Source organism: Azohydromonas lata NBRC 102462, from assembly GCF_001571085.1.
GTDB lineage: Bacteria > Pseudomonadota > Gammaproteobacteria > Burkholderiales > Burkholderiaceae_C > Azohydromonas > Azohydromonas lata.
In genome coordinates, this window is record NZ_BCTC01000030.1 from 1 (window position 1) to 26,916 (window position 26,916).

Here is a 26,916-nt window from a genome sequence, read left to right on the forward strand (position 1 = left end):
GCGGGCGCGGCCACGGCCGCCGGCAGCGCCGCGCGGGCCGACGCGGCCGGCGCGCCGTGCAGCCGCCGGCCTATGGCCAGGGCCTGCTCCACCTGCTCCGCCTCCACCGTGTCGCCGTCGGTCAGCAGCGCGGCGCGCTCCAGCACGTTGCGCAGCTCGCGCACGTTGCCCGGGAAATCGTGCGCGGCCAGCCGTGCCAGCGCCGCGCGCGACAGCTTCAATTGCCGCGGCGTCACGCGCTCCAGCAGCGACTTGGCCAGCAGCGGGATGTCCTCGCGCCGCTCGCGCAGCGCGGGCAGCCGTATCGGGAAGGTGCTGAGCCGGTAGTACAGGTCTTCGCGGAAACGGCCGTCGGCCACCATGGCGTCCAGGTCGCGGTGCGTGGCCGAGACCACGCGCACGTCGGCCCGCCGCAGCTCGGTGCTGCCCACGCGGCGGTAGGTACCGTTCTCCAGCAGCCGCAGCAGCTTCACCTGCATGAGCAGCGGGATGTCGCCGACTTCGTCCAGGAACAAGGTGCCGCCGCTGGCCGCTTCCACCAGGCCCGGCTTGCTGGCGTGCGCGCCGGTGAAGGCGCCGCGCTCGTGGCCGAACAGCTCGCTCTCGAACAGCGTCTCCGGCAGGCTGGCGCAGTCCACCACCACCAGCGGTTTGTTCGCGCGCAGGCTCACCTCGTGCACGGCGCGGGCCACGAGCTCCTTGCCGGTGCCGGATTCGCCCAGCAGCAGCACGCTGGCCTGCGAGGGGCCCACGCGCGCCACCAGAGCCAGCATCTCCTGGAAGGCTGCCGCGCGGCCGATCATCCCCTGCGCCGCCGGACGCCCCTGGGCGATGCGCAGCGGCTCCATCTTCTCCACGTAGAAGGCCGCCTCGCCGCTGGCGTCCAGCACGGGCGTCAGCTCGATGTTCACGTAGGCCTCGCCCTTGGGCGTGTGGTGCAGGTGCAGCACGCGCTCGCGCTGCCCGCTCTGGCGCGAGCGCGCGAGCGGGCAGCTCTCGCCGGCCTCGTCGCAGGGGCGGTCGAAATGGTGCGACACGTCGTAGCAGGTGCGGCCCACCACCGAGGCGCCCCCGGCGCTGAACTGCTGCCGGTAGGCCGCGTTGGCCGCCACGATGCGGTACTTGCGGTCGAAGACGATGTGCGGGTCGGCCAGTCCTTCGAGGTAGGACACGAGCTCCGGCAGGACGCTGGACATGGCGGGGTTCCCAGTCGGCCGGAAGAAAGAGGGTGCCCGCGCGCCTCGGCCAGGCCGCGCGCGGGCGGCGGCGAGTCTACTGCCGCATTTGGCAGGTCCGGCAGCGGGAGGCAGCGGGCGGTGCCGCCGCGTTCTTACTCCGTGCCTTGCACGTCTTTCACGCGCGGCCCGCCAGGCGCCGTGCCGCTGCCGTTGCTGTCAGTCGCCGGCTTGGCGGCCTTGTTGCAGCGCGAGCTTGCGCACCAGGCGGCAGGTGCCGTCCAGGTCGGCCGTGGTCAGCGACCAGGCCGGCACGCTCTTGGCGAGGCCGACCACGGCGTCCATGCCGTGGCGCGCGTGCGCCAGCGCGTTGAGCGTGGTGACGTAGAGGTGAGCGCCGGCCTCGGCCGCGTGCAGCGGGCGCAGCTCGGGCTCGCGCAGCAGCGGGTCGTGGCGGACGAAGAGCATGCCCCCCAGCGGGCAGGGCGAGGGCGCCACCGCCGCGGGCAGCGCCGCCACGGGGATGTGCATCGTGCGGCCCAGCTCCAGCACCTGGCCTTCAGGCCAGGGCGGTGCGTTGGGCGGGCGGCGCTTGAGGCACAGGGCGTGCGGGTAGGCGTGGACGGCCAGCGCCTCCAGGTCCACGGGGCTGAGCTCGTCGCTGAGGTAGTTGAAGCCGTGGTGCAGCAGGCCCCAGGCGGTGGTGGACTTGCCCGCGCCGGACTCCCCGGCCAGCAGCCAGGCCCGGCCCTGGAACTCCAGCGCCGCGGCATGCAGGTGCAGCAGCGTGGGCCGGCGCAACTGCAGCGCGATGATCAGGTCCTTCTCCAGGTGGTAGAGCAGCTCGCAGAGGTCCGGCGCGGTCACGGCGGGTTGGCCGCGGCGCAGCAGCATCCAGCCCTCGCCCTGGGGGTGGCGGCAGGCGCGGTAGTCCAGGTCGGCCTCGGCCTGCGCGTCGGCCGCGGGCAGGGCGGCGAAGTTGGCGCGCAGCACCCGCGCGGGGGCTGCGTCGTCACAGGCGATGCGCACGGTCTGGCCCAGGATCTGGAAGGACCAAGCGGCGGCGTCGTCAGGGCCCCAGGCGGGTTGGCCCGGGTCGGCGCCGTTGGCGGGGAGGGCGGGTTGGGTGGGTTCTGCGGGCATGGGGCGGCAACTCACGGACAAGTTCTCCAGGGCGGCCGAGGCCTGCGGTGTGGCATGAAGAACGCCGGCGTTGGGCGGGAGCCGCAAGGCCGGCGTGGGGGGCTGCCGGGCAGGGGGGCCGGCCTCGGCGGGGGTCAGGGCTTCTTGCCGTTCCCGTAGCCGTATCCGTTGCCGTTGCCGTTGTTGCCGGGGTTGTTCCCGTCATTCCCGTTGTTGCCCGGGTTGGGGTTGCCGTTGTTGCCGGGCTTGACGGAGCCGGCCTTGGCGAATTGCGGCGCGGCGGCCAGCGTCAGTATGGCGGGGGCCACGTAGGCGCCGCGCTTGACGAAGTGGCGGCGGGACGGGTCGTTGACTGGCATTCAGCACTCCTTTCCTGGATGGTGGAAAACGCTGCGTTCATCTCCGGTCAGCAGGTTCAGCGACGCCAGGCGCTGCAGCACGTCGTGGACGTCGGCAAGCGCCCGGGATTCGTCGATGGCGAAGTCCTGGGCCAGCGCGGCGGCGATGTCCGGGGCGGTGCAACCCTCGCGCTGCAGGCGCCAGACGATGCTGGCCGTCTCGTTGAGCTGGTGGATGTGGTTGGACACCGTGTCGAGGATCAGGACCTCGCTGTCCACGTCGCGAACGATCATCCCCGTGCTCGGGGCGTAGGCATGGCTCATTGATCTCCCTCCGGAAGCGGCCCGCGGGCCTTGTGTATGGTCCGCGGTGCCCTGCTCGAATGAACAAGCGAGCAGGGATCATTGATTCACAGACCCTGCAATGCCGCGAAAAAACTCCCCCAGGTTTGAAGGTTTGGCGCTACGGGACGTTGCGAAAGCAAGCAGATGCTGATATGTGAACTGTTGACGCACCTTGTTACTGACAAGCCCCTGGCCGAGGCCGAGGCGGCCGCCGAGGGCAGCGAGGCTGCGGCGCAGCAGGACAGACAGATCCGCTGGCTGCTGGACGGCGGGCTGGGCCCGCTGCTGCACCACGCCACGCGCGCCGCGCCGCAAGCCATTCCCGCGCGCTGGCGCCATGAGCTGCTGGCCGCCGAGCTGACCGCGCGCGTGCGCCGCGCGGCGCTGGACGTCGTGGGCGCCGAGCTGCTGGACGCGTGCGCCGCGCTGGGCGTGGAGCTCACGCTGCTCAAGGGCGTCTCGGTCAGCGTGCAGTTCTATGCCCAGCCGCACCTGCGCCCGATGGCGGACATGGACGTGCTGTTCCCCGCCGCGCTGCACGAGACGGTTGCGCGCGCACTCACAGGCGAAACGGGCGCCTTCGAGCGCATCGAATTCGAGCGCCCGCCCGGCCCGCACCACGACGAGCCGCTGCGCCACCGCGCGCACGGCGCCGTCGTGGAGCTGCACAAGGGGCTTTACGCCGACGGCTCGCCCCTGGGCGCGGGCAGCGTGTTCTCGGCCGAGGCCGTGCTGCAGCGCGCCGAGCCGGCCTTGTGGCTGGGCCGGCGCGTGCAGCGGCTGCCCGCGGAGCTGCAACTGGCCTACATCGCCGCCTCGTGGTTCAACGACATGACGGTGCTCAAGGTGCAGCCCAGCTTCCTGCCCTCGCTGTGCGACGCGCTGCTGCTCATGCGCCACTGCGGCGCCGGCCTGGACTGGCGGCGGCTGCAGGGCTGGCTGGACAACGCCATGGCGCGCGGCTGCCTCTACGCGCTGCTGGCCTACCTGCCGCGCTTTGGCGTGCCGAGCGTGCCCGCGGACTTCATGCGGTGGCTGGCGCAGGCGCAGGACGTGGTGGGCCCGCTGCAACTGCGCCTCATCCACCGCATGCTGGACCACCACCTCATCGGCGCCCGGCCCTGGACCTACCCCTTCCCGCCGCCCATGCCCGGCCGCTACAGCCCGCACTACCAGTGGCGCAAGCGGCTGCTGGATCAGTCCTGAGCACAGACGGCCGCGCCCAACGCCCGGATACAGCCCCGCCGCACGCCTTCGGGTTTTCCCGTGCAGTCATTTTTCGTTTGATCCCTAAGATTCACCCAACTGGCCTGACCACTTGACCACCGGACCTGGTGAGCGGGCAGGCGCCAGGGGTTCGTGCCGCGGGCCCAAGCCTCATCGACCTGACATGCCGCTTCAAACCGTCTCCACCCAGCGCCTGTACCGCCAGATCGCCGACCAGCTCGCGGAGCTGATCCGCAGCGGCGAATTCCAGCCCGGCGACCGCCTGCCGTCCGAGCGCGACCTGGCGCAGCAGCTGGGCGTGAGCCGCGCCTCGGTGCGGGAGGCGCTCATCGCGCTGGAGATCGACGGGCTCATAGACATCCGCGTGGGCAGCGGCGTGTACGTCACCGCGCCGCGGGCCGTGGTGGCCAACTCGGTGCTGGTGGCCGAGCCGGGGCCCTTCGAGGTGCTGGCCGCGCGCGGCCTGGTGGAGGCCGAGGCCGCGGCGCTGGCCGCGCTCAACGCCACGCCTGCGGACCACGCCCGCATCCGCGAGACGCTGGCGCTCATGCGCGCGGAGTTCGACGCCAGCGCCAGCGCGCTGGACGGCGACGCGCTCTTTCACGTGCGCATCGCCGAGGCCTCGTCCAACGGCGCGCTGGCGCACCTGGTCAAGACGCTGTGGGACTTCCGCCAGAGCGCGATGTTCCGCAAGCTGGACCAGCACTTCGACGTGCCCGCGCGCCATGCCGCCGCGATAGACGAGCACCTGGCCGTCATCGAGGCCATAGAGCGCCGCGATGCCGATGCTGCCCGCGCCGCCATGCTGCGCCACCTCGACAACGTGAAATCCGCCCTGGAGCGCAACCTGGAGTTGCCGCCCGCGGCCGGTGCCGCCGATGGCGCCGCCGTGTACAGCTGACGCCTCATCCCACCTCCGCATCCACTCCCAGTCTCAACCCCACGTCCGTTTTCCCCTGCCGTGCCGCAGGCTGCGCACCTGCCGGCCGGGCCGCCGCATTGCCGCATCCTCCCAACGATCAACCCACCCCCAACCGCCATGACGTCCACCGCCTCCACTTCCTCTCCCCTGGTTCTGCAAGCCGCGCAGGTGCTGCCTGACGACGGCTGTGCCGGCACGCTGGTGGGCCGCGCCTGGGTGCCCGGCGCCGTGGCCGGCCCCTCGGTGGTGGTGCTGCGCGAGGACGGCGTGTACGACCTGAGCGACCGCTTCCCCACCATGAGCACCCTGCTCGAAGCCACGCTGCCCGCGGTGCAGGTGCGGCAGGCGCAGGGCCGGCGCATCGGCAGCCTCGATGAACTGCTGGCCAACGCCGTGGCCGACACGCGCGACCAAAGTAAACCTTACCTGCTGGCGCCTTGCGACCTGCAGGTCATCAAGGCCGCGGGCGTGACCTTCGCCACCAGCCTGATCGAGCGCGTCATCGAGGAGCAGGCGCGCGGCGACGCCGCGCAGGCCCAGGCGCTGCGCGGGCAGGTGCTGTCGCTGGTCGGTGAAAACCTGGCCGACATCCGCCCCGGCTCCGAGCGCGCCATGGCGCTCAAGGCGCTGCTGCAGCAGCGCGGGCTGTGGTCGCAGTACCTGGAGGTGGGCATCGGCCCGGACGCCGAGGTGTTCACGAAAGCACCCGTGCTGTCCTCCGTGGGCACCGGCGAGGACATCGGCATCCGCGCCGAGTCGGCCTGGAACAACCCGGAGCCCGAGGTCGTGCTGGCGGTGAACAGCCGCGGCGAGATCGTGGGCGCGTCGCTGGGCAACGACGTCAACCTGCGCGACATCGAAGGCCGCAGCGCGCTGCTGCTGGGCAAGGCCAAGGACAACAACGCCTCCTGCGCCATCGGCCCCTTCATCCGCCTCTTCGACGACGGCTTCACGCTCGACGACGTGCGCCGCGAGGACGTGCACCTGCTCGTCCGCGGCACGGACGGCTTCGAGCTGCGCGGCATCAACTCCATGCGCCAGATCAGCCGCGACCCGCAGGACCTCGTGGACCAAACGATGCACGCGCACCAGTACCCGGACGGCTTCATGCTCTTCCTGGGCACCCTCTTCGCGCCCATCGAAGACCGCCACCAGCCCGGCGGCGGCTTTACCCATGACCTGGGCGACGTGGTCACCATCCGCAGCGCCCGCCTGGGCGGCCTGCACAACCGCGTGACGCACAGCGAGACGGCGCCGCCCTGGCGTTTCGGCCTGCGCGCCTTCATCGGCAACCTCGCCGCGCGCGGCCTCCTGAGCAACGGGCTGTGACGGCCACGCGCTGACCCCGCGCCGGCAAGCGCCGGCGCCTCCTTCCAAACGACGGTTTCCTTCGGCAGCCCGCGCCAGCGGGCGTGCCGCGGGCGAAGCCGTGCCTGCAACCACCCCCGGAGACAACACCATGAACACCCTTCGCAAGGCCCTGCTGGCCGCCCTGGTGGGCGCCGCGCTGCTGCCCATGGCCAACGCCCAAGCGGCCGACATCAAGGAACGCACGCTGAAATTCGCCTCGGCCCAGGCGGCGGACCACCCGTTCAGCCTGGGCGGCCAGAGGTTCGCCGAGCTGGTCACGGCCAAGAGCGGCGGCAAGATGAAAGCCAAGCTCTTCACCGGCGGCACCCTGGGGGGTGATGCGCAGGTCATCTCCTCGCTGCAGGGCGGCACGGTGGACGTCACTTTCGTGAGCCCCGGGCTGCTGTCCACCATGGACAAGGACTTCGGCATCTTCTACGTGCCCATGGCCTTCAACGACGCCCGCGAGGCCGACCAGCTGGTGGACGGCCCCTTCGGCCGCAAGCTGCTGGACAAGCTGCCGGCGAAAGGCCTGGTGGGCCTGGCCTATTGGGAGAACGGCTTTCGCTCCATCACCAACAGCAAGCGGCCCATCCACAAATGGGAAGACCTGCAGGGGCTGAAGATGCGCTCCATCCAGATCCCCATCTTCCTGGACATCTACAAGGCCGTGGACGCCAACCCCGTGCCGCTGGCCTTCACCGAGCTGTACGCCGCGCTGGAGAGCAAGGCCGTGGACGGGCAGGACAACCCGCTGCCCACGATAGAGACCGGCCGCTTCTACGAGGTGCAGAAGTACCTGTCGCTCACCCGCATCGTCTACGACCCGCTGGTGGTGCTGTTCAGCAAGAAGACCTGGGACAAGCTCGGCGCCGACGAGCAGAAGCTGCTGGCCGAGGCCGCCCGGGAAGCCACCGCCTACCAGCGCCAGGTCAACCGCGAGGCCGAGGCCAGCATGGTCAAGAGCGTCACGGCCAAGGGCATGGTGGTCAACGAGCTCAGCGCCGCCGAGCGCGACCGCCTGCGCGACAAGCTCAAGCCCGTGGGCGACGCCTTCGTCAAGGGGCTGGACCCGGCCGTGGTGGCCGAGTTCAACGCCGAGCTGGCCAAGGCGCGCGGCGCGAGCAAAACGGCGGCCAAGTGAAGACGGGGAGCAGCAAGGTGTCCGCAACGCTTTCCCCGGTGGCCGCCGCGCCGCGCGTGCTGCGGCTGCACGCCGATGACGACGTGGTGGTCGCGCTGGACCAACTCCTGCCCGGCGCCGTGCTGGCGGGCGAGGGCGTGACGGTGTCCGCCCTCGTGCCCCCGGGCCACAAGGTGGCGGTGCGCACCGTGGCCGCCGGCGCGCCGGTGCGCCGCTATGGGCAGATCATCGGCTTCGCCAGCCGCGACATCGCGCCGGGGCAGCACGTGCACGTGCACAACCTGGCCATGGGCGATTTCGCCCGCGACTACGCTTTTGCCCGCGACGCGCGCGCCACGCCGCCCGCGGCGCAGCCCGCCACCTTCCAGGGCATCGTCCGCGAGGACGGGCGCATCGCCACGCGCAACTACATCGGCATCCTCACCTCGGTGAACTGCTCGGCCACGGTGGCGCGCGCCATCGCCGACCATTTCCGCCGCGACATCCACCCCGAGGCCCTGGCCGCCTTTCCCAACGTGGACGGCGTGGTGGCGCTCACCCACGGCAGCGGCTGCGCCATAGACGCCGAGGGCGAGGGTTTGCAGGTGCTGCAGCGCACGCTGGGCGGCTACGCGGCGCATCCGAACTTCGCGGGCGTGCTGGTGGTGGGCCTGGGTTGCGAGACCAACCAGATTCCGCGCCTGATGGCGGCGCAGGGGCTGGAGCCCGGCGAGCGGCTGCGCACCTTCAACGTCCAGGAATCCGGCGGCACGGCCGCCGCCGTGGCCCGCGGCATCGAGCACGTGAAGGCCATGCTGCCGCGCGCCAACGACGTGACGCGCCAGCCGGTGCCCGCCGGCGCGCTGGTGGTGGGGCTGCAGTGCGGCGGCTCCGACGGCTATTCCGGCATCACCGCCAACCCGGTGCTGGGCGCGGCGGTGGACCTGCTGGTGGCGCAGGGCGGCACGGCCGTCCTGTCGGAGACGCCGGAGATCTACGGCGCCGAGCACCTGCTCACCCGCCGCGCGCGCTGCGCCGAGGTGGGCGAGCGCCTGGTGCAGCGCATCCGCTGGTGGGAGGAGCACTGCGCGCATGGCGGCGCGCGCATGGACAACAACCCCTCGGCCGGCAACAAGGCCGGCGGCCTGACCACGGTGCTCGAAAAATCATTGGGCGGCATCGCCAAGGGCGGCTCGACCAACCTCAACGAGGTCTACGAGTACGCCATGCCGGTGCGCGCGCGCGGGCTGGTGTTCATGGACACGCCGGGCTACGACCCCGTGTCCGCCACGGGCCAGGTGGCCGGCGGCGCCAACCTGATCTGCTTCACCACCGGGCGCGGCTCGGCCTACGGCTGCGCGCCCGCGCCCTCTCTCAAGCTGGCCACCAACACGGCGCTGTGGCAGCGCCAGCGCGACGACATGGACCTCAATTGCGGCGAGGTGCTGGACGGGCGCAAGACCATCGCGGAGCAGGGCGCCGAGCTTTTCGCGCAGATGCTGCGCACCGCCGGCGGCGAGCGCACCCGCAGCGAGGTGCACGGCTACGGGCAGAACGAGTTCGTGCCCTGGCAGCTCAGCGTGGTGACCTGAGCGCGGCGCCCAGGCGGTGCAGGCCGCGGGCATGGGATGCTTGAGCCCATCGCCTCATTGCGCCGTCCGTGCCTTCCATGCTCTCCATCACCTTGGGCCCCTTGGCCTTGCCCGTCGCCCCGCTGATGCTGCTGGCGGCGCTGGCGCTGGCCGTGTTCGCGGCGCGCCGCCTGGCGGGCGCGGGCCAGGCCGCGCAGGCCGAGCGTGCCTTGTTGGGCGCGGCCGTGGCCGCCTTGCTGGCGGCGCGGCTGGGCCATGTGCTGCCGCACTGGCAGCCCTACCTGGCGCAGCCCTGGGCGGTGTTCGACATCCGTGATGGCGGCTGGGACGACGCCATAGGCGTGGCCGTGGCCGCGCTCTGGCTGGCCGCGCGCAGCCGCGCCCTGCCGGCACTGCGCCGCCCGCTGCTGTGGAGCGCGCTGGCCGGCGTGGGCGTGTGGACGGTGCTGGGCGTGGCCGTGCTGGCCGCGGGCGGGCGGGCGCTGCCCGTGCCGGCGCCGGACGTGGCGCTCACCGCGCTGGCCGGTGGCGGGCAGCAGCCGCTGGCCGAGGTGCTGGGCGGGCGCCCGGCCGTGGTCAACCTGTGGGCGAGCTGGTGCCCGACCTGCCGCGCCGAGATGCCGGTGCTGGAGGCGGCGCGCCGCCGCGACGGCGCGGACGTGCGCTTCCTGCTCGTCAACCAGGGCGAGGCGGCCGCCGTGGTGCGCGCCTACCTCAAGCGCGAAGGCATGGCCGAGGAGGGCGTCTGGCTGGACGCCACGCGCGCGCTGGGCCACGCCAGCGGCTCCAGCGGGCTGCCGCTCACGCTCTTCTTCGACGCGCAGGGCCGGCGCGTGCACGCCCACTTGGGCGCGCTCAACGCCGCCGCGCTGCAGGTGCAGGTGCAGCGGTTGCGCCAGGCGCGCTGAGCCCGGCCGCGGCGCGCGCTCAGCGCTTGTCCAGCGGGCAGGTGTTGACGCCCAGGAGGGAATAGGCCGGGCACACGCGCACCAGGCCCGTGAGCAGCGGGACGATGCCGATGTAGCCCCAGGCGCCCACGGTGCCCGTGGCGGCCAGGGTGATGAGCACGAGGCCCGCGAGGATGCGCAGCACGCGGTCCGTGCCGCCGACGTTGGTTTTCATGGTCCAGCTCCTGGTTCCTGGTGAAGGCTGCATGCGCCGTGGGCGCCGCGGCGGCGTCCATGGAGGCGCGGCGCGTGCAACGCCAGGGCATCAACTCACTTTCCGTACCAGGCCGGCGGCGGAAGGAAACGCCTTGTGCGACAGGCACTTGGCGTTCAAGCGCCCGCTTGTGCCAAGTGACGTGGCAGCGCCCGCTGCCGGCAGTGGCAGTCGCCGCCTAGGCCACGGCGCTGGAGGGCGCCGCCGGGAGCGTTGGCGGCTGCTGGGGCGGCTGCGCCTCCAGCGGCACCGTCAAGCGCCAGGCCGTGCCCGGGCCGTCGAGGTTTTCCACTGTGGCGTCGATCTGGCGTGACAGCAGCGTCACCAGCCGCATGCCCAGGCCCTTGGACTGCGCGGGGTCCAGGTCCGGCGGCAGCCCCGCGCCGTCGTCGCGCACCTCCAGCACCAGCTGGTGCGGGCCGGGGGCCGCGGACTCGGCCAGGGCGATGCGCAGCTCGCCTTCGCCGGTGCTGCCCCACGCGTACTTCAGCGCGTTGGTGATCAGCTCCGTGACGATGAGCCCCAGTGGCACCGCGGCGTTGACCGGCAGTTGCAGCGGCTGCAGCACCAGCGCCGTGCGCACGCGGCGCTCGGCGCCGAAGGAGCGCACGAGCTGGTCGGCCAGGGTGCGCAGGTAGTCGGAGAAGTTCAGCGCCGACAGGGTGTTTTGCTGGTAGAGCCGCTGGTGCACCAGCGCCATGGCGCGCACGCGCTGCTCGGTCTCGGTGAAGGCGGCCTGCACGGCCGGGTCCTGCAACTGGCGGCGCTGCAGTTGCAGCAGGCTGGAGACCACCTGCAGGTTGTTCTTCACGCGGTGGTGCACCTCCTGCAGCAGCACCTCCTTCTCGGCCAGGGCGGCCTTGAGGGCGGCCTCGGCCTCGCGGCGCGCGGTCACGTCCATGTTGATGCCGATTTGCCGCAGCAGCGTCCCGTCCAGGCTGAAGCGGGCCTGCGCGTGGTCGGCCAGCCAGACCCAGGCGCCCTGCGGCGTGCGCAGCCGGTACTCCAGCGAGTAGCCCGGCTGCCGGGGGTTGAGGCCGGCCATGCTGGCCTGCAGCGTGTGCCTGTCCTCGGGGTGCACGCGCTGCATGAAGTCGCGGCCGTCGTGCTCGCGCAGCAGGCCCAGCGACGCGTACAGGCTGCCGATGCGCTGCACCCGGCTCGTGCCGCCCTCGACTTCGTAGGCGCCCATGTGCGCGGCCTCCAGGGCCAGGCGCAGCCGCTCCTCGCTCAGGCGCAGCGCCTGCTCGGCGCGCTTGCGCTCGGTGATGTCCATGCAGGTGCCCACGTACACGTCGCGCTCGCTCTCGTCCTGCGCCAGGTACATGTCCATCAGCACCTCGAAGCGGCTGCCGTCGCGCCGCCGCGCGGTGAGCTCGCGCCGGCACGCGCCCCAGGCGTGCAGCTCGCCCACGATGGTGGCGGCCGTCTGCGGGTCGGCGCAGTGCTCGGCCAGCGCCATGCCCGCCACCTCCTCGGCCTTGGCATAGCCGAACTGGTAGGCGTAGGCGTCGTTGACGTAGGTGAAGCGCCCCTGCACGTTGACGATGCACACGCCGTTGAGCGAGTTCTTGATCGCCCCGGCCAGCAACTGAACCTCGGCGGTGCGCCGCGCCACGTGGCGCTCCAGCACCTGCAGTTGCATGCGCACCGCGATGGCCGCCAGCACCGACTGCGCGATGCGCTCCAGCGTCGCGCGCTCGGCCGCGCTCCACTGCCGCGGCTTGTCGTCCACCACGCAGAAGCTGCCCAGCACCAGGCCGTCCGGCGTGGCCAGCGGCACGCCCAGGTAGGCGCCCACGCCCGCCGGCACCGGGCCGTCGTAGCGCGGCGGCGGCGCGCGCTGCGCGTCCTCCACCACCAGTGCCTCGCCCGCGGTGACCACGAACTGGCAGAACGAGGCCTGGACCGGCAGCTCGCGCGTGCCGGCCAGCTCGCCGCCCAGGCCGAAGCTGCTCTTGAAGAACTGGCGCCGGCTGTCCACCAGGCTGATGAGGCACAGCGGCACCTGCAGCGACAGCGCCGCCAGCCGCGTGAAGCGGTCGAACTCCTCCTCCGGCGCCGTGTCCATGAGCTGCGTGCGCCGCAGCGCCTCCAGCCGGTCGGGGTCGTCCAGGCGCTGCGGCGACGGCGAGGCGGGCTGCCGCGCCTCGCCGTCGCCTATGGAGCGCCACAGCGCCTCGTTGAGCTCGGCCAGTTGCCCGGCCTGGCCCTGCAGCCGGGCATGGGCGGCGCCCAACTGGTCCTGGGCCTGTTCCAGCGCCCGCACCGTGGCGCCCAGGCGGCGCAGGCTGCGCTGCTGGCCCCAGCCGGCCCAGGCCACCAGCGCCAGCGACAGCAGGCTGCCCAGCGCCGTGATGGCCACGGCCAGGTCGAAGTTGCGCTGCGCCGCAGCTTCGCGCGAGTGCAGCAGGCGCAGCTCCTCGGCGTCCAGCGCCTCCAGCAGCGCCTTCATCGCTGCCAGCTCCGTCGGCGCGCTGGTGGAGGCGATGTGCTCGCGCGCGGCGCGAAAGCCCCGCTGCTGCGCGTCGCGCAGCACCGCCTCGTCCAGGGCGTTGAGCGTGTGCAGCCGCTGCTCCAGGGCCTGCAGCCGCTGCTGCTGCAGGGCGTTGTCGCCGGTGAGCGCCTGCAGCCGCTGCAGCCGCTCGGCGGCGCTGCGCTGGGCCTGGCGGCCGGGCTCCAGCCAGTCCTCGCGCGCGCTGGCCACGTAGCCGCGCACGGCGCGCGAGATCTCCAGCACGTCGCTGCGCAGCTCCGACAGCTCCAGCCGCACCTGCAGCGTGTGCGCTCGCCAGCGCGCGGCCTCGGTGGCCACGTTCTGGAACCACATCGCCCCCAGCGCCACCAGCAGCAGCAGCACCAGCGCCACGGCAATGGCCGGCGGTATGGGCAAGGCCCCCAGGACCCGTTGTCGAGATGCCGATGCCATGGAAGAAATGGGTGAGCAAAACAGCCGCGACAGCGCGGTCCGGCCCCGCGTCAAGACGCGCGGCCCACCCGATTGTTATCGAAGCGGTAACGTTTTGTTCCGCCCCGCGCCATCTCAGGGCACCAGCACCGCGGCGCCCTGTACGCGGCCGCTGCGCAGGTCGTGCAGCGCCTGGTTGGCCTGCTCCAGCGGGTAGACGCTGGTGTGCACCTGCAGCGGCTCGCGGGCGGCCATCTGCAGGAACTCCAGCCCGTCGCGCCGCGTGAGGTTGGCCACCGACATCACCTGGCGCTCCTCCCACAGCAGCCGGTAGGGAAAGGACGGGATGTCGCTCATGTGGATGCCGCCGCACACCACGCGGCCGCCCTTGCGCACGGCCTGCAGCGCGCGCGGCACCAGGTCGCCCACGGGGGCGAAGAGGATGGCCGCGTCCAGCGGCTTGGGTGGCGCCTGCGCCGACGAGCCGGCCCAAGCGGCGCCCAGGCGCCGCGCGAAGTCCTGCGCCGCCGTGTCGCCCTCGCGCGTGAAGGCGTAGACCTCGCGGCCCTGGCGCAGCGCCACCTGCGCCACCAGGTGCGCCGCCGCGCCGAAGCCGTACAGGCCCAGCGCGTGCGCGTCGTCACCCGCGGCGCGCAGGCAGCGCCAGCCTATGAGCCCGGCGCACAGCAGCGGCGCCAGGTGCACCGCGTCGGCGCCCTGCGCCTGCAGCGGCAGGCAGAACGCGGCGTCGGCCACCACGTGCGAGGCGAAGCCGCCGTCGCGCGTGTGGCCGGTGAACTGCGGCGTGTCGCACAGGTTCTCCTGCCCGTGCGCGCAAGGGCCGCAATGCCCGCAGGCATGGCCCAGCCAGGGCACGCCCACGCGCTCGCCCAGGCGCGGTTCGCTCACGCCTTCGCCCAGGGCCTCGACCACGCCCACGATCTCGTGGCCGGGGACGATGGGCAGCCGCGTGCCGGGCAGCTCGCCATCGACCACGTGCAGGTCGGTGCGGCACACGGCGCAGGCCAGCACCCGCAGCCGCACCTCGCCCGGCCCGGGAACGGGATCGGGGCGCCTGACCAGTTCCAGCGGCAGGCCCGGCTGGTGCAACACCATGGCGCGCATCGGTGACTCCTTGCTGATCGTGCGGCGGATTGTGTGCATTGCGTCACGGGGTGCGCCTTGAGGCGCGTCAAGCCCCGACCGCCCGGTCGACGCCAGGTTGATCTGCATCACTGTGCGCAGCGCCGCGATGGATCAATCTGACCGCTCGGGAATGCGCGGCCAATCCGGCCTCGAAACGGAGCCGCGCCGTCCCGGCCGCCATGCGACGGGGAGGCCGCATGCAACACATGCCCCGGAGGTGTTTTCCATGACTGCACGCAGGCCCGCCCTGACTTGCCTGTCCCTCACCGGTGCCCTGGCCGCGCTGGCCATCGTGGTGAGTACCTGGACCCTGCCGGCCCCCGAGGCCGTGGCGCCCGCGCTGCCGTCCACGCCCGCGGGCCTCGCGCAGGCGCCGCTGGACGTGCCTGAGGACGCGCTGCCCGCCCTGGCCCCGCTGACCCGGCCCGCCGCGCCGGCCCAGGGCGCGCCGGCCGGCGAGCCGCCTGCCTTTGCCGGGCTGCTGTACGTGCTGGCGCTGCTGGGCACGGGCCTGGCCGCCGCGTACCGGCGCGATGGCGCGTGACGCTGAAGGGCCGGTTGCCGGCGCAACCGGGCTGGCGCCGCCCAGCGCGCCACCGGCGGCGCTGCCCGTTTTCCACGCCCGCGGCCTTTGCAAGACCTATGGCGCCGGCGCCGTGGAGGTGCGCGCGCTGCGCGACGTGGACCTCGACATCGCCTGCGGCGAGTTCATCGTCCTGCTGGGCCCGTCGGGCTCGGGCAAGTCCACGCTGCTCAACATCCTGGGCGGGCTGGACGTGGCCAGCGCCGGCGAGCTGCGCTTCGGCACGCTGGACCTCACGCGCGCCGACGAGGCCACGCTGACGGACTACCGGCGCCGCCATGTGGGCTTCGTCTTCCAGTTCTACAACCTCATCCCCAGCCTCACCGTGCGCGAGAACGTGGCCCTGGTCACCGACATCGCCGAGCACCCCATGCCCGTGGACGAGGCCGTGGACCGCGTGGGCCTCACGCCGCGGCGCGACCACTTCCCGGCCCAGCTCTCCGGCGGCGAGCAGCAGCGCGTGGCCATCGCCCGCGCCATCGCCAAGCGGCCGGACGTGCTGCTGTGCGACGAGCCCACGGGCGCGCTGGACGTGCACACGGGCAAGCTCGTCCTGGAAGTCATAGGCGGCGTGCACCGCGACACCGGCACCACCACCCTCGTCATCACGCACAACGCCGCCATCGCCGCCATGGCCGACCGCGTGTTCCACATGGGCGACGGGCGGCTGCAGCGCGTGCAGGCCAACGCGCGCAAGCTGCCGGCCTCGGCGCTGTCCTGGTGAGGCGCGCGCGCGGATACGGACACGGGGCGGCGGCACCATGAAGGCCCTCAACCTCAAGCTGCTGCGCGACCTGCGCCGCCTGTGGAGCCAGGCCTTGACCATCGCGCTGGTGGTGGCCAGCGGCGTGGGCGGCTTTCTCACCAGCCTGTCGGCGGTGGATTCCCTGGCGCGGGCCCGCGACGCCTATTACGCCGAGGGCCGCTTCGCCGACGTCTTCGCCGGCTTGAAGCGCGCCCCGGCCGCGCTGGGCGCGGCGTTGGGCGAGCTGCCCGGCGTGGCCGAGGTGCAGACGGGCGTGGAGGCGCTGGTGCGGGTGGAGGTTCCGGGCTCGGACGACCCGGTCATCGGCCAGCTCGTCGGCCTGGACCTGCGCGCGCCGCCGCGGCTGAACCGCGTTTCGCTCACTGCCGGGCAGCCGCTGGAGCCGCTGCAGCGGGGCACTGCCGGCGACGGCGCCATCCCCGCGCTGGTCTCCGAGGGTTTCGCCAGCGCCCGGGGGCTGAAGTTCGGCGACACCCTGGGCGCGCTGGTCAACGGGCGGCAGCGGCGCCTGCGCGTCGTGGGCACGGCGGTGTCGCCGGAGCACGTCTTCGCCGGGCTGTGGGGCACGCCGGACCAGCGCGGCTACGGCATCTTCTGGGTGGACCGCGAGGTGCTGGAGGCCGCCTTCGACCTGCGCGGCGCCTTCAACCGCGTGTCGCTGCGCCTGGCCCCCGGCGCGAGCGAGCCGGCGGTGATGGCGGCGCTGCAGCAGCGGCTGGCGGCCTACGGCGGGCGCGACGTCATTCCCCGCGCCGAGCAGGCCTCGCACGCCATGCTGGAAGGTGAAATCAAGTCGCAGCGCGTGGTGGGCACGGTGCTGCCGGCCATCTTCCTGGCCGTGGCCGCCTTCCTGCTCAACGTGGTGGTGTCGCGCCTGGTGGGCACGCAGCGCGAGCAGATCGCCGCCTTGAAAGCCCTGGGCTACGCCAACGCCGCCATCGCGCTGCACTACCTGCAGCTCGTCTTGCTGATCGTCGCGCTTGGGCTGGCGTTGGGCGCGGCGCTGGGCCAGTGGCTGGGGGCGCAGCTCACGGCGCTGTACGCCGAGTTCTACCGCTTCCCGCGCCTGGAGCACCGCCTGGCGCCGGGGCTGCTGGCGCTGGCCGGCGGCGTCACGGCGGCCACGGCCGTGCTGGGCACGTTGGGCGCCATCGCGGCCACGGTGCGGCTGGCGCCGGCCGAGGCCATGCGAGCGCCCGCGCCCGCGCGCTACCGGCCCACGCTGCTGGAGCGGCTGGGCGTGCAGCGGCTGCCCTCGGCGCTGCGCATGGTGCTGCGCAACATGGAGCGGCGCCCGCTGCGCACGCTGCTGTGCGTGGGCGGCATCGCCGCGGCGCTGGCCATCACGGTGCTGGGCAACTTCCTGCGCGACGCCATGGACGAGATCGTCTACACCCAGTTCACGCTGTCGCTGCGCGGCGACGTCACGCTGTGGATGGACGACGTGGTGGACGACGCCGTGCGGCTGGAGCTGGCGCGGCTGCCCGGCGTGCTGGGCGTGGAGTCCACGCGCTTCGTCCCCGTCAACCTCATCCGGGGCGCGCGGCACGAGCGCAGCCTCATTCGCGGCTACGCGCCGCGCCCCGAGCTCTACCGCGTGATGGACGCGCAGGGCCACGCCGTGCCGCTGGAGGAGCGCGGCCTGGTGCTCACCGACCGCCTGGCCGACAAGCTGGGCGTGCGCGCGGGCGACACCGTGGAGGCCGAGGTGCTGGTGGGCCGCCCGCGCCGGCTGCGCCTGGCCGTGGGCGCCACGGTGCGCGAGTCCATGGGCCTGAACGCCTACATGGACCGCCGCCAGCTCAACCGGCTGCTGGGCGACGGCGACGTCGCCACCGGCTTCGTCCTGTCCGTGCAGCGCGGCGGCGAGGCGGCGCTGCTGCGGGCCACCCGGCACATCCCGCGCCTGGCTGGCGCCTTCAGCAAGGCCACGCTGCTGCGCAACATGCAGGAGGTCAGCGCGCGCAACGTGCGCATCATGAGCACGGTGCTCACCGCCTTCGCGGTCGTGATCGCCGTGGGCGTGGTCTACAACAACGCGCGCATCGCGCTGGCCGAGCGCGGCTGGGAGCTGGCCAGCCTGCGCGTGCTGGGCTTCACGAGCGCCGAGGTTTCATGGCTGCTGCTGGGCGAGCTGGCCCTGTGCATTGCCGTGGCGCTGCCGCTGGGCATGCTGCTGGGCTACGGGCTCACGCATGGCGTGGCGCAGGCGCTCAAGAGCGACCAGTTCTTCTTCCCCGTGGTGATTCGCGCGCGCACCTACGCTTGGGCCGCACTGGTGGTGGTGGCCGCGGGAGCGGCCAGCGCGCTGGTGGTGCGCCGCCGCGTGGACCGGCTGGACCTGGTGGCCGTGCTCAAGACCCGCGACTGAACACAAGGACCCCGACGCCATGAAGCGCAAGACCTGGGCCTTCACCGCCGCCGGCCTGGCCGCGGCGCTGCTGCTGCTGGCCTGGGCCCTGGCCCCGCGGCCCGTGCCGGTGGAGACGGCCACCGCGGTGCAGGGCCCGTTCGAGACCTTCATCGAGGAGGAGGGCCGCACCCGCGTGCGCGACCGCTACGTGGTCAGCGCCCCGCTGGCCGGCGTGCTGCAGCGCATGGCGCTGCGCGAGGGCGACGCGGTGTCGCCCGGCGACGTGCTGGCGCTGCTCACCCCCGTGCTGCCCGCCCTGCAGGACGAGCGCACGCTGCGCGAGCAGCGCGCGCGGCTGGACATGGCGCTGGCCGCGCGCGAGCGTGCCGCGGCGCGCGCCGCCCGCGCCGAGGTGGCGCTGCAGCAGGCGGGCAACGAGGCCGCGCGCAGCGAAGCGCTCGTCCGCCAGGGCTTCGTCTCGCTGTCCAGGTTCGACAACGACCGGCTGGCGCTGCAGGCGGCGCACCAGGACGTGCAGGCCGCGCGGCTGGACAGCGAGGTGGCCGCGCACGACGTGGAGCAGGCCCGCGCGGCGCTGTCGGCGGTGCAGCGGGGGCCGGCGGCGGGCGGGCGCACCTTCGTCCTGCGCGCGCCGGTGGCCGGCCGCGTGCTGCGCGTGGCGCAGGCGAGCGAGGCCACGGTGGCCGCAGGAGCGCCGCTGCTGGAGCTGGGCGACACCGCGCGCATGGAAGTCGTGGCCGAGCTGCTGACCACCGACGCGCTGCAGGCCGCCCCGGGCAGCCGCGTGCTGCTGGAGCGCTGGGGCGGCCCCGGGGTGCTCCAGGGCCGCGTGCGGCTGGTGGAGCCCGCGGCCTTCACCAAGGTCTCGGCCCTGGGCGTGGAGGAGCAGCGCGTGCGCGTGCTCATGGACATCGAGAGCGACCCCGCGGCCTGGCGCGCCCTGGGCGACGGCTACCGCGTGGGCGTGCGCATCGTCACGCAATCGGTGGCCTCGGCGCTGCAGGTGCCCGTGGGCGCCGTGTTTCCGGTGGAGGACGAAGGCGTCATGGCCGTGTACCGGGTCGACGGCGGCCGCGCCCGGCTGCAGCCCGTGGACGTGGCCGCGCGCAACGGCAGCCGCGCCTGGATACGCAGCGGCCTGCAACCCGGCCAGGACGTGGTGCTCTATCCCGCCGCCGCCGTGCGCGACGGCGTGCGCGTGCAGCGGCGCCGGACGTCCTGACGTGCGTTGCCGGCGCCGACGCGGCCCGGCGCTGCTGCCCTTGGCCTGGCCCGCACCGCAGCGGGTGCGCAATGTGCCGGCACACTTGCGGGCTTTGACTTCGAGGGAGCGAGCGCATGCGAGTAGGCGTTTTGACCGGGGGCGGCGACGGGCCGGGGCTCAACGCGGTGATCCGCGCCGTCACCAAGTCGCTCATCCGCCACTGTTCGGCGCAGGTGGTGGGCATAGAGGACGGCTTTGCCGGGCTGCAGGAGGGCCGCGTGCGCCAGCTCGACTGGCGCGCCGTCAGCGGCCTCATCCATCTCGGCGGCACCGTGCTGGGCACCAGCAACCGCCGCAACCCGCTCATGGAGGGCGAAGCGGGCGCGCAGCGCGTGCTCGAAAGCGCGCAGGCCCTGGGGCTGGACGCCGTGGTGGCCATCGGCGGCGACGGCACCATGGCCATCGCGCAGGCGCTGGCCGCGCGCGGCCTGGCCGTGGTGGGTGTGCCCAAGACCATAGACAACGACATCGTGGGCTGCGAGCGCAGCTTCGGCTTCGACACGGCGGTGGCCGTGGCCACCGAGGCGCTGGAGCGCTTGCAGACCACGGGGCAGGCGCATGGGCGGGTGATGATCCTGGAGACCATGGGCCGCGACGCGGGCTGGATCGCGCTGGAGGCCGGCATCGCCGGCGCGGCCGACGTGATCCTGCTGCCGGAGATCGCGTATGACGTGCAGGCCGTGGCCGCCGTGTGCCGCGAGCGCGAGTCGCGCCAGCGCTTCACCGTGATCTGCGTGGCCGAAGGCGCCCACGCGCGCGATGCCGGCGTGGTGGTGCAGGAAGTGCTGCCGGGCCGCGACGAGCCCGTGCGCCTGGGCGGCGTGGCCCATGTGCTGGCCGCGCAACTGCAGCCGCTGCTGGACAGCGAAGTGCGCGCCACCGTGCTGGGGCACGTGCAGCGCGGCGGCGCGCCCACGGCCTTCGACCGCGTGCTGGCCACGCGCTACGGCAACGAGGTGGCCAACCTGGTGTGGCGCGGCGAGTTCGGCCGCATGGTCACGCTGCAAGGCGGCGAGCTCACCAGCGTGGCGCTGCAGGCGGTGGCCGCGGGGCGGCGCTGCATCCCGGCCGAGCACCCGCTGCTGCGCTGCGCCCGCGAGATCGGCGTGAGCCTGGGCGAGCCGGCGTAGCCGGCCGAGGCGTCCGGCGCGTGCGCGGTGGGCGCCGGGCCGGGTGGGCGGCGCCGGCCGCGCGCTACTGCGGAAAAGCGGCAAAACATTGCGCAACTGCAAAAAATCCACCGGCCGGCGCCGGGGAAATGCGGTGGCGGCCCGCCACACTGGCGCCCGCTCACGTTTGCCACCGCGCTCCGGATGTCTGTTTCCCGTTTCCGCTTGCCGCGCCGCCTGCTGGTGGCCGCTGCGGCGCTGGCCCTGTCCAGCGCCACCCTGGCCGCCGAGCCGCCTTCCCGCCTGGAGCGATTGCGCCAGGCCGGCCAGGTGCGCGTGTGCGTCTGGCCTGACTACTACGGCATCTCCTACCGCCATCCGGTCACGCGCCAGCTCGTGGGCCTGGACGTGGACCTGGCCCAGGAGCTGGGCAAGGACTTGGGGCTGGCCGTGCAGTTCGTGGACAGCAGCTTCGCGCGGCTCGTGGAGGACCTGCTCGCCGACCGCTGCGACGTGGCCATGTTCGCCATCGGCGTGACGCCGCTGCGCCAGGAAAAGCTGCGCTTTACGGCGCCGCACCTGGCCAGCGACATCTACGCCATCACCACGCGCAGCAACCGCCGCATCCGCACCTGGGACGACATCGACCGCCCCGGCGTGGTCGTGGCCGTGGCGCGCGGCACGCTGCACGAGCCGGTGATGCGCGAGAAGCTGCGCCAGGCGCAACTGGCGGTGCTGGACACGCCGCACGCGCGCGAGCAGGAGGTGGAGTCCGGGCGCGCCGACGTGTTCATGACCGATTTCCCCTACAGCCGCCGCATGCTCGACAGCGCCGACTGGGCGCGGCTGGTGGCCCCCACCAGCACCTACCACGTCACGCCCTACGCCTGGGCCGTGGCGCCCGGGGACGAGCGCTGGCTGCAGGCGCTGGACGGCTTCGTGGCCCGCATCAAGCGCGACGGGCGGCTGCTGGCCGCGGCGCGCCGCCACGGGCTGGACCCCATCGTCATCACGCAGTGAGCCGCATGGGACCGCTTCGCCGCCCGTGCACGGCGCCATGCCGCCGGAGGCCGGCGTGCGCGTGACCTGGAGCCGCCGGGCCGACTGGAGCACCGTGGCCGCGGTGGCGCTGACCGTGGCGCTGGCCCTGGGCGGGCTGCTCTACCACGGGCAGCGCCTGGCCGACGAGCAGGTCCAGGCGCAGCGGCGGCTGGCGGTGGCCGAGACGCGGCACAACGCCCATCTCTTTGGCCAGACGCTGTCGGCCGTGGAGCTGTCGCTGCGCGGGCTGCTGCAGGCCGCGGCGCAGGACGCCAGCGACGAGGCGCGCGCGCAGCGCCTGCGCGAGGTGCTGCACAACGCCCCGCACCTGCGCTCGCTGTCGCTGCTGGACCGCCAGGGCCTGGTGGTGCTGAGCTCCAACCCGGCCAACCTGGGCGTGAAGGTGGACCTGCGCGGCTTCCTGCCCGATGCCGATGGCGGCGAGCCGCTGCTGCGCGTGGGCAGGGCGCACGTTGGGCGCGACCTGGTCGACGGCGTGCTCGCCGGCGGCGACGCGGCGGTGGACCTGGGCTTCGTGCCCGTGCTCATGGGCGGCGGCGCGGCCGGCCCGGGCGTGGTGGCCACGCTCAACGTGGACTTCTTTCTCAACCGCCTCATGGCGCGCGAGTCCGACACCGCCTGGGCCGTGGACCTGCTGCGCTGGGACGGCGCGCTGCTGCTGAGCACGCGCGACGCCGACCCGGCGGCCTGGCGCCGGGCCAACCAGGCGCTGGTGCGGCGCTGGCAGGACGGCGCCGACATCGGCACGCTGCTGCAGCCCATGGGCGAGCAGGGGACGTGGATCACCGCCTACCGCAGCGACCACGCGCGCCCCTTTGCCGTGGTGGCGCGCGTGGACGAGGCCGCGGCGCTGGCCGGCGCGCGCGCCGAGGTGCGGCGCCAGGCCTGGATCGTCACGCCGCTCATCGGGCTGGCGGCGCTGGCGCTGCTGGGGGGCTACGGCATGTTTCGCCGCGCCACGCTGCGGCGCATGCGCGTGCAGGCCGAGCAGGTGGAGCAGCAGGCGCGGCTGCTGGACGCGCTGCCGGCAGCCGTGCTGCTGTTCGCGCCCAACGGGCGCGCGCTGCAGATCAACCAGGCCTGGCGCGACATGGCGCGCGACGCCGCGCTGCCCGCGGCGCTGCTGGGCGGCCCGCACTACGAGGCGCTGGGCGCGCTCTACCAGGGCGACGACCCCGACGCGCCCACGCTGGGCCAGGGCATCGCCGCCGTGCTCGCGGGGCAGGCCGACGACTACCAGGGCAGCTTCCACGGCAGCGCCTCGGCCGGGCCGCGCTGGTATCGCGTGCTGGTGCGGCCGCTGCAGCGCGACGGCCGGCGCTGCGCGCTGCTGCTGCAGATGGACGTCACGGCCCAGCGCCGCAGCGCCGAGGCGCTGCGCCTGAACAGCCGCGTCTTTGCCATCAACGCCGAGGCCATCGTCATCACCGACGCGCACAACCGCATCGTCTCGGTCAACCCGGCCTTCAGCCGCATCACCGGCTATGGCGCCGACGAGGTGCTGGGCCGCACGCCCTCGCTGCTGGCCTCGGGGCAGCACGACACGCCCTTCTACCGCGCGATGTGGACGCAACTGCTGGAGCAGGGCAGTTGGGCCGGCGAGATCATCAACCGGCGCAAGTCCGGCGAGTGCTACACGCAGTGGCTGACCATCCACGTGGACCGCGACGCCGAAGGGCGGCCGCTGCACTTCGTGGGCTTGTTCCAGGACATCACCGAGCGCAAGCGCGCCGAGTCGCAGTTGCGGCTGTTGGGCGCTGCGCTGGATGCGGCCGACAACGCGGTGATGATCACCGACAGCCGCGCCGTCATCGAATGGGCCAACCCGGCCTTCAGCCGCCTGAGCGGCTACAGCCTGCAGGAGCTGGTTGGGCGGCGCCCGCAGGACCTGCTGAGCTCCGGCGACCAGCGCCCGGAGATCTACGCGCTCATGTGGCGCACCATCCTGGCCGGCGAGGTCTGGCGTGGCGAGATGAGCAACTGCCGCCCCGACGGCACGCCCTACCACGTCTCGCAGACCATCACGCCGCTGGCCGACGAGCACGGCAGCGTGCGCCACTTCATTGCCGTGCTGGAGGACATCAGCGAGCGCAAGGCGCGGGAGCTGGAGCTCAGGCGCCTGGCCACCACCGACGCCCTCACCGGCGTGCTCAACCGCCGCGCCTTCCTGGAGGCGCTGGAAGAGGAGCTGGTGCGCTACCAGCGCCACCGCCGCGTGGGTGCCGTGCTGATGCTGGACCTGGACCACTTCAAGCTCATCAACGACCGCCACGGCCATGCCGCGGGCGACGTCGTGCTGGCGCAGGTGTGCGCGGTCGCGCGCGAGCGGCTGCGCCGCACCGACCGCATGGGCCGGCTGGGGGGCGAGGAGTTCGCGGTGCTGTTGCCCGACACCACGCGGGAAGGGGCGGCCGTGCTGGCGGAGACGCTGCGCCACGCGGTGGCGGGGCAGGACGTGTCCACCGCGGCGGGGCCGCTGAACGTGACCGTGAGCATCGGCGTGGCCGCCTTCGGCCCAACCGAGCGCGAGACCACGCCGCTGCTGGGCCGCGCCGACCGCGCCCTCTACCAGGCCAAGGACGAGGGCCGCAACCGCGTGGTGGTGGCGCAGGACGCGGCGGCCACGGCCTGAAGCGGGGCCGCGCGCGGCCCGCTCAGCCGCTCACACCGTCACCTGTCCGCGCCGTGCCGAGGGGCCGCGCAGCAGCCACCAGGCGCTCAGCAGCGCCAGCCCGCCCAACGCGCCGGCCACGGCCTTGGCGGACTTTTGTGCCGGCGTCTGCGCCGTGCCCGGCGCGGCCTGCTTCGCATGGGCGCGGGCCAGCGCCGTGTCCGGCACCACGTGCGAGGCGGCCACCTGCAGCTTGTTCTTCAGCCCCGTGACCACGGCCGGCTTGCCTGCGAGCATGGCCTCGAAACCCTGGCGGGCGACCATGGCCGCGTCGTCCTTCTTCATGGTGCCCACCCGGGTGTCCATCAGGTCGGCGCGTTCGAAGAACTTCGTCTCGGTCGGCCCGGGCATGAGGCAGGTGACGCTCACGCCGCTGTCCTTGAGCTCCTCGCGCAGCGCGTAGGCGAAGGAGTCCAGGAAGGCCTTGCTGCCGTTGTAGACGGCCTGGTAGGTGCCGGGCATGTAGCCGGCAATGGAGCCGGTGATGAGGATGCGGCCGCTGCGGCGCTCGCGCATCTGGCGCCCGGCCTTGTGCAGCAGCGCCAGCGTGCCGGTGAGGTTGGTGTCCAGGACATGGCGCTCGGCGCCGAAGTCCTGGTCCAGGAAGCCGCGGCCCAGGCCGCGCCCGGCGTTGGCCAGCAGCGCGTCCACCACGCGGCCGCCGGCGGCGTCCCAGAGCTGCTCCACGCCCCGGGGCGTTGCCAGGTCGGCCTGCACGGCCTGCACCTGCGTGCCCAGGGCGCGCAGCTGCTGGGCGGCGTCGTGGATGGCCGCCTCGTCGGCGGCGATGAGCAGGTCCCAGCCGCGCTGCGCGCAACAGCGCGCCAGCTCCAGCCCTATGCCGGAGGACGCGCCGGTGACGATGGCAAACGGGCGGGACGAGGGGACGGCGTCGGGGAAGTCGTTCATCGGGGGGCTCCTGGAAGGCGCTCAATGCGGCGGCACCCCGTTCGGCAAGCGCCGCGCCCGGTATTTCGACACACCCTGTGCAGCTTCCCAGGGGCCCGGCAGTGCCCACTTGCGCCGCGGCAATGGAACAATCCGTTACAAGGAGGTAACGGCATTGAACCAGAACGACATCCATCCGGCCGTTTCGGAAGAAGACAAGAGCGAAGCCGTGGTGCGGTCCTCGGTGGCGCTGGGCGCGCTGGCGCGCGCGCAGCGCAAGCGGCTGTCGCTGCGCCAGCTCGACATCGCCGACCGCGGCCGCACGGGCAACCGCTTCATCGTGGAGCTGGAGGGCGGCAAGCCCACGCTGCAGCTGCAGAAGGTGCTGGACGTCATCGACCTGCTGGGCCTGGAGCTGGTGGTGCGTACCAAGAGCGGGCCCAACGGGCCGGCGGTTTGAGCGCCCCGGTGTGACTGCGTGAATCGGCCGGCCCCGGCACCATGCGCGGGGCCGCCTGCGGCTTGTTCAAGCCACGGGCTCGGCCGGCTCCTCCTCGGCCGTGGAGCTGGGTGCCGCCTTGGGCGCGGCCGGCGGCTCGACCTGCGCTCCCGTGCCGCGGACGATGGCATGGATGAGCTGCAGCTTGGCCACGGCCGGCTTGGGCAGGACGAAGGGGTAGAAGTCCGCCTGTCCCATGCTGCGCGCCATCTCGTTGAGCACGGCGGTCAGCTCGGTCCAGGCGTTGATGAAGCCCAGGAAGGCCTCGGCGTCGGCGTCGTCCGGCCGCCACAGGGCTTCCCTGGTCCAGGGCACGGCCTCGATCTCCACGTCGTCGGCATCAATGCCGAAGGACAGCGCCGTGTCCACCGTGTCCACCATGTGCAGGTAATGGGCCCAGGTCTCGGCCCAGTCCTCCCACGGGTGGCAACTGGCGTAGGTGCTGACGAAGCGGTCCTTCCAGTCGGCGGGCGGGCCCTCTTCGTAGTTCTTCTTGAGCGCGGCGGCGTAGTCCATGCGGTCGTCGCCGAAGAGCTCGCGCACCGGGTTGATCCACTCGGTGTCCTTGACCAGCCGGTCCCAGTAGTAGTGCCCCACCTCGTGGCGGAAGTGCCCAAGCAGCGTGCGGTAGGGCTCGTGCAGTTGGGCGCGCAGCTTTTCGCGCCGGGCGTCGTCGGCCTCCTCGACGTTGATCGTGATGAGGCCGTCGTCGTGGCCGGTCATCACGGGCGGGCCGCCCTCGGGGGCGCGCAGGAAGTCGAAGGCCAGGCCGCGCTCGGGGTCCTCCACCTTGGACAGCACGGGCAGCCCCAGGCCTATGAGCTGCGACACCAGGCGGCGCTTGGCGACCTCGATGCGGCCCCACCACAGCGCGTTCTCCTCCACGGAGAGGTCGGGGATGGTGTGGTTGAGCCGGCAGGCCTTGCACAGCGGTGCGAACTGCCCGTCCGGCCCCTTTTCCTCGGCCGGCAGCAGCCAATTGCAGGCCGCGGCGGCCTCGAAGTTCCCGCAGCGCCGGTAGGCAGGGGCCAGCTCGCTCGCGCCGAACTCGCGCCACAGGTGCTCGCCCAAGGGCTCCAGCGGCAGCACCTGCGAGCGCGCCGGGTCGTAGCCCAGCGCCGTGCCGCAGTTGAGGCACTGGCTGTTGCGAAAGAACACGGGCCGCCCGCACTGGCAGCGGAAGGCCCGCGGCGTGGTGGCCTGTTTGTGTGGCTTCCAGGCGCTGCGCAGCCGCGCGGCCATGGAGTCGAAGACGGTGGGCATAGCTTCT

Annotated in this window: 23 protein-coding genes; 14 read left to right on the plus strand and 9 right to left on the minus strand. The window is 73.1% G+C overall.

Annotation, left to right across the window (positions count from 1 at the left end; translation table 11 throughout):
• The 4 genes from ALA01S_RS12585 to ALA01S_RS12600 all read right to left on the minus strand — a co-directional run.
• The coding region (locus ALA01S_RS12585; RefSeq protein ID WP_066336806.1) for a sigma-54 interaction domain-containing protein at nucleotides 1-1,196 on the minus strand (1,196 nt) is incomplete at its 3' end.
• A gap of 198 nt (nucleotides 1,197-1,394) precedes the next feature.
• Nucleotides 1,395-2,318 carry a hypothetical protein gene (locus ALA01S_RS12590; RefSeq protein WP_066336809.1) on the minus strand — a complete coding sequence of 308 codons (924 nt, stop codon included), beginning with the start codon at nucleotides 2,316-2,318 and terminating at the stop codon, nucleotides 1,395-1,397.
• Between the two features lie 134 nt (nucleotides 2,319-2,452).
• Nucleotides 2,453-2,677: a hypothetical protein gene (locus ALA01S_RS12595; protein WP_066336810.1), complete on the minus strand. Its 225-nt coding sequence runs from the start codon at nucleotides 2,675-2,677 to the stop codon at nucleotides 2,453-2,455.
• Nucleotides 2,678-2,980 carry a PqqD family protein gene (locus ALA01S_RS12600; protein ID WP_084267493.1) on the minus strand — a complete coding sequence of 101 codons (303 nt, stop codon included), beginning with the start codon at nucleotides 2,978-2,980 and terminating at the stop codon, nucleotides 2,678-2,680.
• Between the two features lie 183 nt (nucleotides 2,981-3,163).
• Here ALA01S_RS12600 and ALA01S_RS12605 point away from each other — a divergent pair, with 183 nt between their 5' ends.
• The 6 genes from ALA01S_RS12605 (at nucleotide 3,164) to ALA01S_RS12630 (ending at nucleotide 10,123) form a co-directional block, all read left to right on the plus strand.
• Nucleotides 3,164-4,207: a nucleotidyltransferase family protein gene (locus ALA01S_RS12605; protein ID WP_169805910.1), complete on the plus strand. Its 1,044-nt coding sequence runs from the start codon at nucleotides 3,164-3,166 to the stop codon at nucleotides 4,205-4,207.
• Nucleotides 4,208-4,391: 184 nt separating this feature from the next.
• Nucleotides 4,392-5,129, plus strand: coding sequence for a FadR/GntR family transcriptional regulator (locus ALA01S_RS12610; RefSeq protein ID WP_084267494.1), 738 nt, complete (start codon nucleotides 4,392-4,394; stop codon nucleotides 5,127-5,129).
• A gap of 138 nt (nucleotides 5,130-5,267) precedes the next feature.
• On the plus strand, nucleotides 5,268-6,479 hold the full coding sequence (locus tag ALA01S_RS12615) for a fumarylacetoacetate hydrolase family protein (protein WP_066336824.1): 1,212 nt from the start codon (nucleotides 5,268-5,270) through the stop codon (nucleotides 6,477-6,479).
• A gap of 130 nt (nucleotides 6,480-6,609) precedes the next feature.
• Nucleotides 6,610-7,644, plus strand: coding sequence for a TRAP transporter substrate-binding protein (locus ALA01S_RS12620; RefSeq protein ID WP_066336826.1), 1,035 nt, complete (start codon nucleotides 6,610-6,612; stop codon nucleotides 7,642-7,644).
• Between the two features lie 17 nt (nucleotides 7,645-7,661).
• The gene (locus ALA01S_RS12625) at nucleotides 7,662-9,215 is read left to right on the plus strand and encodes a UxaA family hydrolase (RefSeq protein WP_066336903.1); all 1,554 of its coding nucleotides are present in this window, start codon (nucleotides 7,662-7,664) and stop codon (nucleotides 9,213-9,215) included.
• A gap of 77 nt (nucleotides 9,216-9,292) precedes the next feature.
• Entirely contained in the window at nucleotides 9,293-10,123 is an 831-nt protein-coding gene (locus ALA01S_RS12630) for a TlpA family protein disulfide reductase (RefSeq protein WP_066336829.1), read from the plus strand.
• 19 nt (nucleotides 10,124-10,142) lie between these two features.
• On the opposite strand, the gene ALA01S_RS12635 is transcribed toward ALA01S_RS12630, so the two are convergent.
• The 3 genes from ALA01S_RS12635 to ALA01S_RS12645 form a co-directional block, all read right to left on the minus strand.
• Nucleotides 10,143-10,337: a YgaP family membrane protein gene (locus tag ALA01S_RS12635; RefSeq protein WP_066336832.1), complete on the minus strand. Its 195-nt coding sequence runs from the start codon at nucleotides 10,335-10,337 to the stop codon at nucleotides 10,143-10,145.
• Nucleotides 10,338-10,554: 217 nt separating this feature from the next.
• A complete protein-coding gene (locus ALA01S_RS12640; RefSeq protein WP_066336835.1) occupies nucleotides 10,555-13,269 on the minus strand; it encodes a histidine kinase dimerization/phosphoacceptor domain -containing protein in 2,715 nt (904 codons plus the stop codon).
• Between the two features lie 150 nt (nucleotides 13,270-13,419).
• Nucleotides 13,420-14,409: a zinc-dependent alcohol dehydrogenase family protein gene (locus tag ALA01S_RS12645; RefSeq protein ID WP_066336836.1), complete on the minus strand. Its 990-nt coding sequence runs from the start codon at nucleotides 14,407-14,409 to the stop codon at nucleotides 13,420-13,422.
• 247 nt (nucleotides 14,410-14,656) lie between these two features.
• On the opposite strand from ALA01S_RS12645, the gene ALA01S_RS12650 reads away from it, so the two are divergent.
• The 7 genes from ALA01S_RS12650 to ALA01S_RS12680 all read left to right on the plus strand — a co-directional run bounded on the left by ALA01S_RS12650 (nucleotide 14,657) and on the right by ALA01S_RS12680 (nucleotide 24,220).
• Nucleotides 14,657-14,974 carry a hypothetical protein gene (locus ALA01S_RS12650; protein ID WP_066336839.1) on the plus strand — a complete coding sequence of 106 codons (318 nt, stop codon included), beginning with the start codon at nucleotides 14,657-14,659 and terminating at the stop codon, nucleotides 14,972-14,974.
• Entirely contained in the window at nucleotides 14,964-15,737 is a 774-nt protein-coding gene (locus tag ALA01S_RS12655; RefSeq protein WP_084267496.1) for an ABC transporter ATP-binding protein, read from the plus strand. The genes ALA01S_RS12650 and ALA01S_RS12655 overlap by 11 nt, the downstream gene beginning before the upstream one ends.
• A gap of 37 nt (nucleotides 15,738-15,774) precedes the next feature.
• Nucleotides 15,775-18,150 (plus strand): ABC transporter permease, encoded by a 2,376-nt coding sequence (locus tag ALA01S_RS12660; RefSeq protein WP_066336840.1) that lies wholly within the window; start codon nucleotides 15,775-15,777, stop codon nucleotides 18,148-18,150.
• 19 nt (nucleotides 18,151-18,169) lie between these two features.
• Entirely contained in the window at nucleotides 18,170-19,375 is a 1,206-nt protein-coding gene (locus ALA01S_RS12665; RefSeq protein WP_066336843.1) for an efflux RND transporter periplasmic adaptor subunit, read from the plus strand.
• A 116-nt stretch (nucleotides 19,376-19,491) separates the two neighbouring features.
• Nucleotides 19,492-20,547 carry a 6-phosphofructokinase gene (locus ALA01S_RS12670; protein WP_066336845.1) on the plus strand — a complete coding sequence of 352 codons (1,056 nt, stop codon included), beginning with the start codon at nucleotides 19,492-19,494 and terminating at the stop codon, nucleotides 20,545-20,547.
• Between the two features lie 183 nt (nucleotides 20,548-20,730).
• The gene (locus ALA01S_RS12675; RefSeq protein WP_066336848.1) at nucleotides 20,731-21,546 is read left to right on the plus strand and encodes an ABC transporter substrate-binding protein; all 816 of its coding nucleotides are present in this window, start codon (nucleotides 20,731-20,733) and stop codon (nucleotides 21,544-21,546) included.
• 37 nt (nucleotides 21,547-21,583) lie between these two features.
• Nucleotides 21,584-24,220 (plus strand): diguanylate cyclase, encoded by a 2,637-nt coding sequence (locus tag ALA01S_RS12680; RefSeq protein WP_157118971.1) that lies wholly within the window; start codon nucleotides 21,584-21,586, stop codon nucleotides 24,218-24,220.
• Nucleotides 24,221-24,250: 30 nt separating this feature from the next.
• Here ALA01S_RS12680 and ALA01S_RS12685 read toward each other — a convergent pair whose 3' ends face one another.
• Nucleotides 24,251-25,168, minus strand: a complete 918-nt coding sequence (locus ALA01S_RS12685) for an SDR family NAD(P)-dependent oxidoreductase (RefSeq protein ID WP_084267497.1) — start codon at nucleotides 25,166-25,168, stop codon at nucleotides 24,251-24,253.
• Nucleotides 25,169-25,322: 154 nt separating this feature from the next.
• Here ALA01S_RS12685 and ALA01S_RS12690 point away from each other — a divergent pair, with 154 nt between their 5' ends.
• Entirely contained in the window at nucleotides 25,323-25,607 is a 285-nt protein-coding gene (locus ALA01S_RS12690) for a helix-turn-helix domain-containing protein (RefSeq protein WP_084267498.1), read from the plus strand.
• A gap of 66 nt (nucleotides 25,608-25,673) precedes the next feature.
• Here the strand turns inward: ALA01S_RS12690 and ALA01S_RS12695 are convergent, their stop codons facing one another.
• Nucleotides 25,674-26,909: a zinc-binding metallopeptidase family protein gene (locus ALA01S_RS12695; RefSeq protein ID WP_066336854.1), complete on the minus strand. Its 1,236-nt coding sequence runs from the start codon at nucleotides 26,907-26,909 to the stop codon at nucleotides 25,674-25,676.
• Between the last annotated feature and the right edge of the window lie 7 nt (nucleotides 26,910-26,916).

Coding starts and splice junctions, on each gene's coding strand:
- ALA01S_RS12590 (WP_066336809.1), bottom strand. CDS start 2,318: ATGCCCGCAGAACCCACCCAACCCGCCCTCCCCGCCAACGGCGCCGAC.
- ALA01S_RS12595 (WP_066336810.1), bottom strand. CDS start 2,677: ATGCCAGTCAACGACCCGTCCCGCCGCCACTTCGTCAAGCGCGGCGCC.
- ALA01S_RS12600 (WP_084267493.1), bottom strand. CDS start 2,980: ATGAGCCATGCCTACGCCCCGAGCACGGGGATGATCGTTCGCGACGTG.
- ALA01S_RS12610 (WP_084267494.1), top strand. CDS start 4,392: ATGCCGCTTCAAACCGTCTCCACCCAGCGCCTGTACCGCCAGATCGCC.
- ALA01S_RS12615 (WP_066336824.1), top strand. CDS start 5,268: ATGACGTCCACCGCCTCCACTTCCTCTCCCCTGGTTCTGCAAGCCGCG.
- ALA01S_RS12620 (WP_066336826.1), top strand. CDS start 6,610: ATGAACACCCTTCGCAAGGCCCTGCTGGCCGCCCTGGTGGGCGCCGCG.
- ALA01S_RS12630 (WP_066336829.1), top strand. CDS start 9,293: ATGCTCTCCATCACCTTGGGCCCCTTGGCCTTGCCCGTCGCCCCGCTG.
- ALA01S_RS12635 (WP_066336832.1), bottom strand. CDS start 10,337: ATGAAAACCAACGTCGGCGGCACGGACCGCGTGCTGCGCATCCTCGCG.
- ALA01S_RS12645 (WP_066336836.1), bottom strand. CDS start 14,409: ATGCGCGCCATGGTGTTGCACCAGCCGGGCCTGCCGCTGGAACTGGTC.
- ALA01S_RS12650 (WP_066336839.1), top strand. CDS start 14,657: ATGACTGCACGCAGGCCCGCCCTGACTTGCCTGTCCCTCACCGGTGCC.
- ALA01S_RS12655 (WP_084267496.1), top strand. CDS start 14,964: ATGGCGCGTGACGCTGAAGGGCCGGTTGCCGGCGCAACCGGGCTGGCG.
- ALA01S_RS12660 (WP_066336840.1), top strand. CDS start 15,775: ATGAAGGCCCTCAACCTCAAGCTGCTGCGCGACCTGCGCCGCCTGTGG.
- ALA01S_RS12665 (WP_066336843.1), top strand. CDS start 18,170: ATGAAGCGCAAGACCTGGGCCTTCACCGCCGCCGGCCTGGCCGCGGCG.
- ALA01S_RS12670 (WP_066336845.1), top strand. CDS start 19,492: ATGCGAGTAGGCGTTTTGACCGGGGGCGGCGACGGGCCGGGGCTCAAC.
- ALA01S_RS12675 (WP_066336848.1), top strand. CDS start 20,731: ATGTCTGTTTCCCGTTTCCGCTTGCCGCGCCGCCTGCTGGTGGCCGCT.
- ALA01S_RS12680 (WP_157118971.1), top strand. CDS start 21,584: ATGCCGCCGGAGGCCGGCGTGCGCGTGACCTGGAGCCGCCGGGCCGAC.
- ALA01S_RS12685 (WP_084267497.1), bottom strand. CDS start 25,168: ATGAACGACTTCCCCGACGCCGTCCCCTCGTCCCGCCCGTTTGCCATC.
- ALA01S_RS12695 (WP_066336854.1), bottom strand. CDS start 26,909: ATGCCCACCGTCTTCGACTCCATGGCCGCGCGGCTGCGCAGCGCCTGG.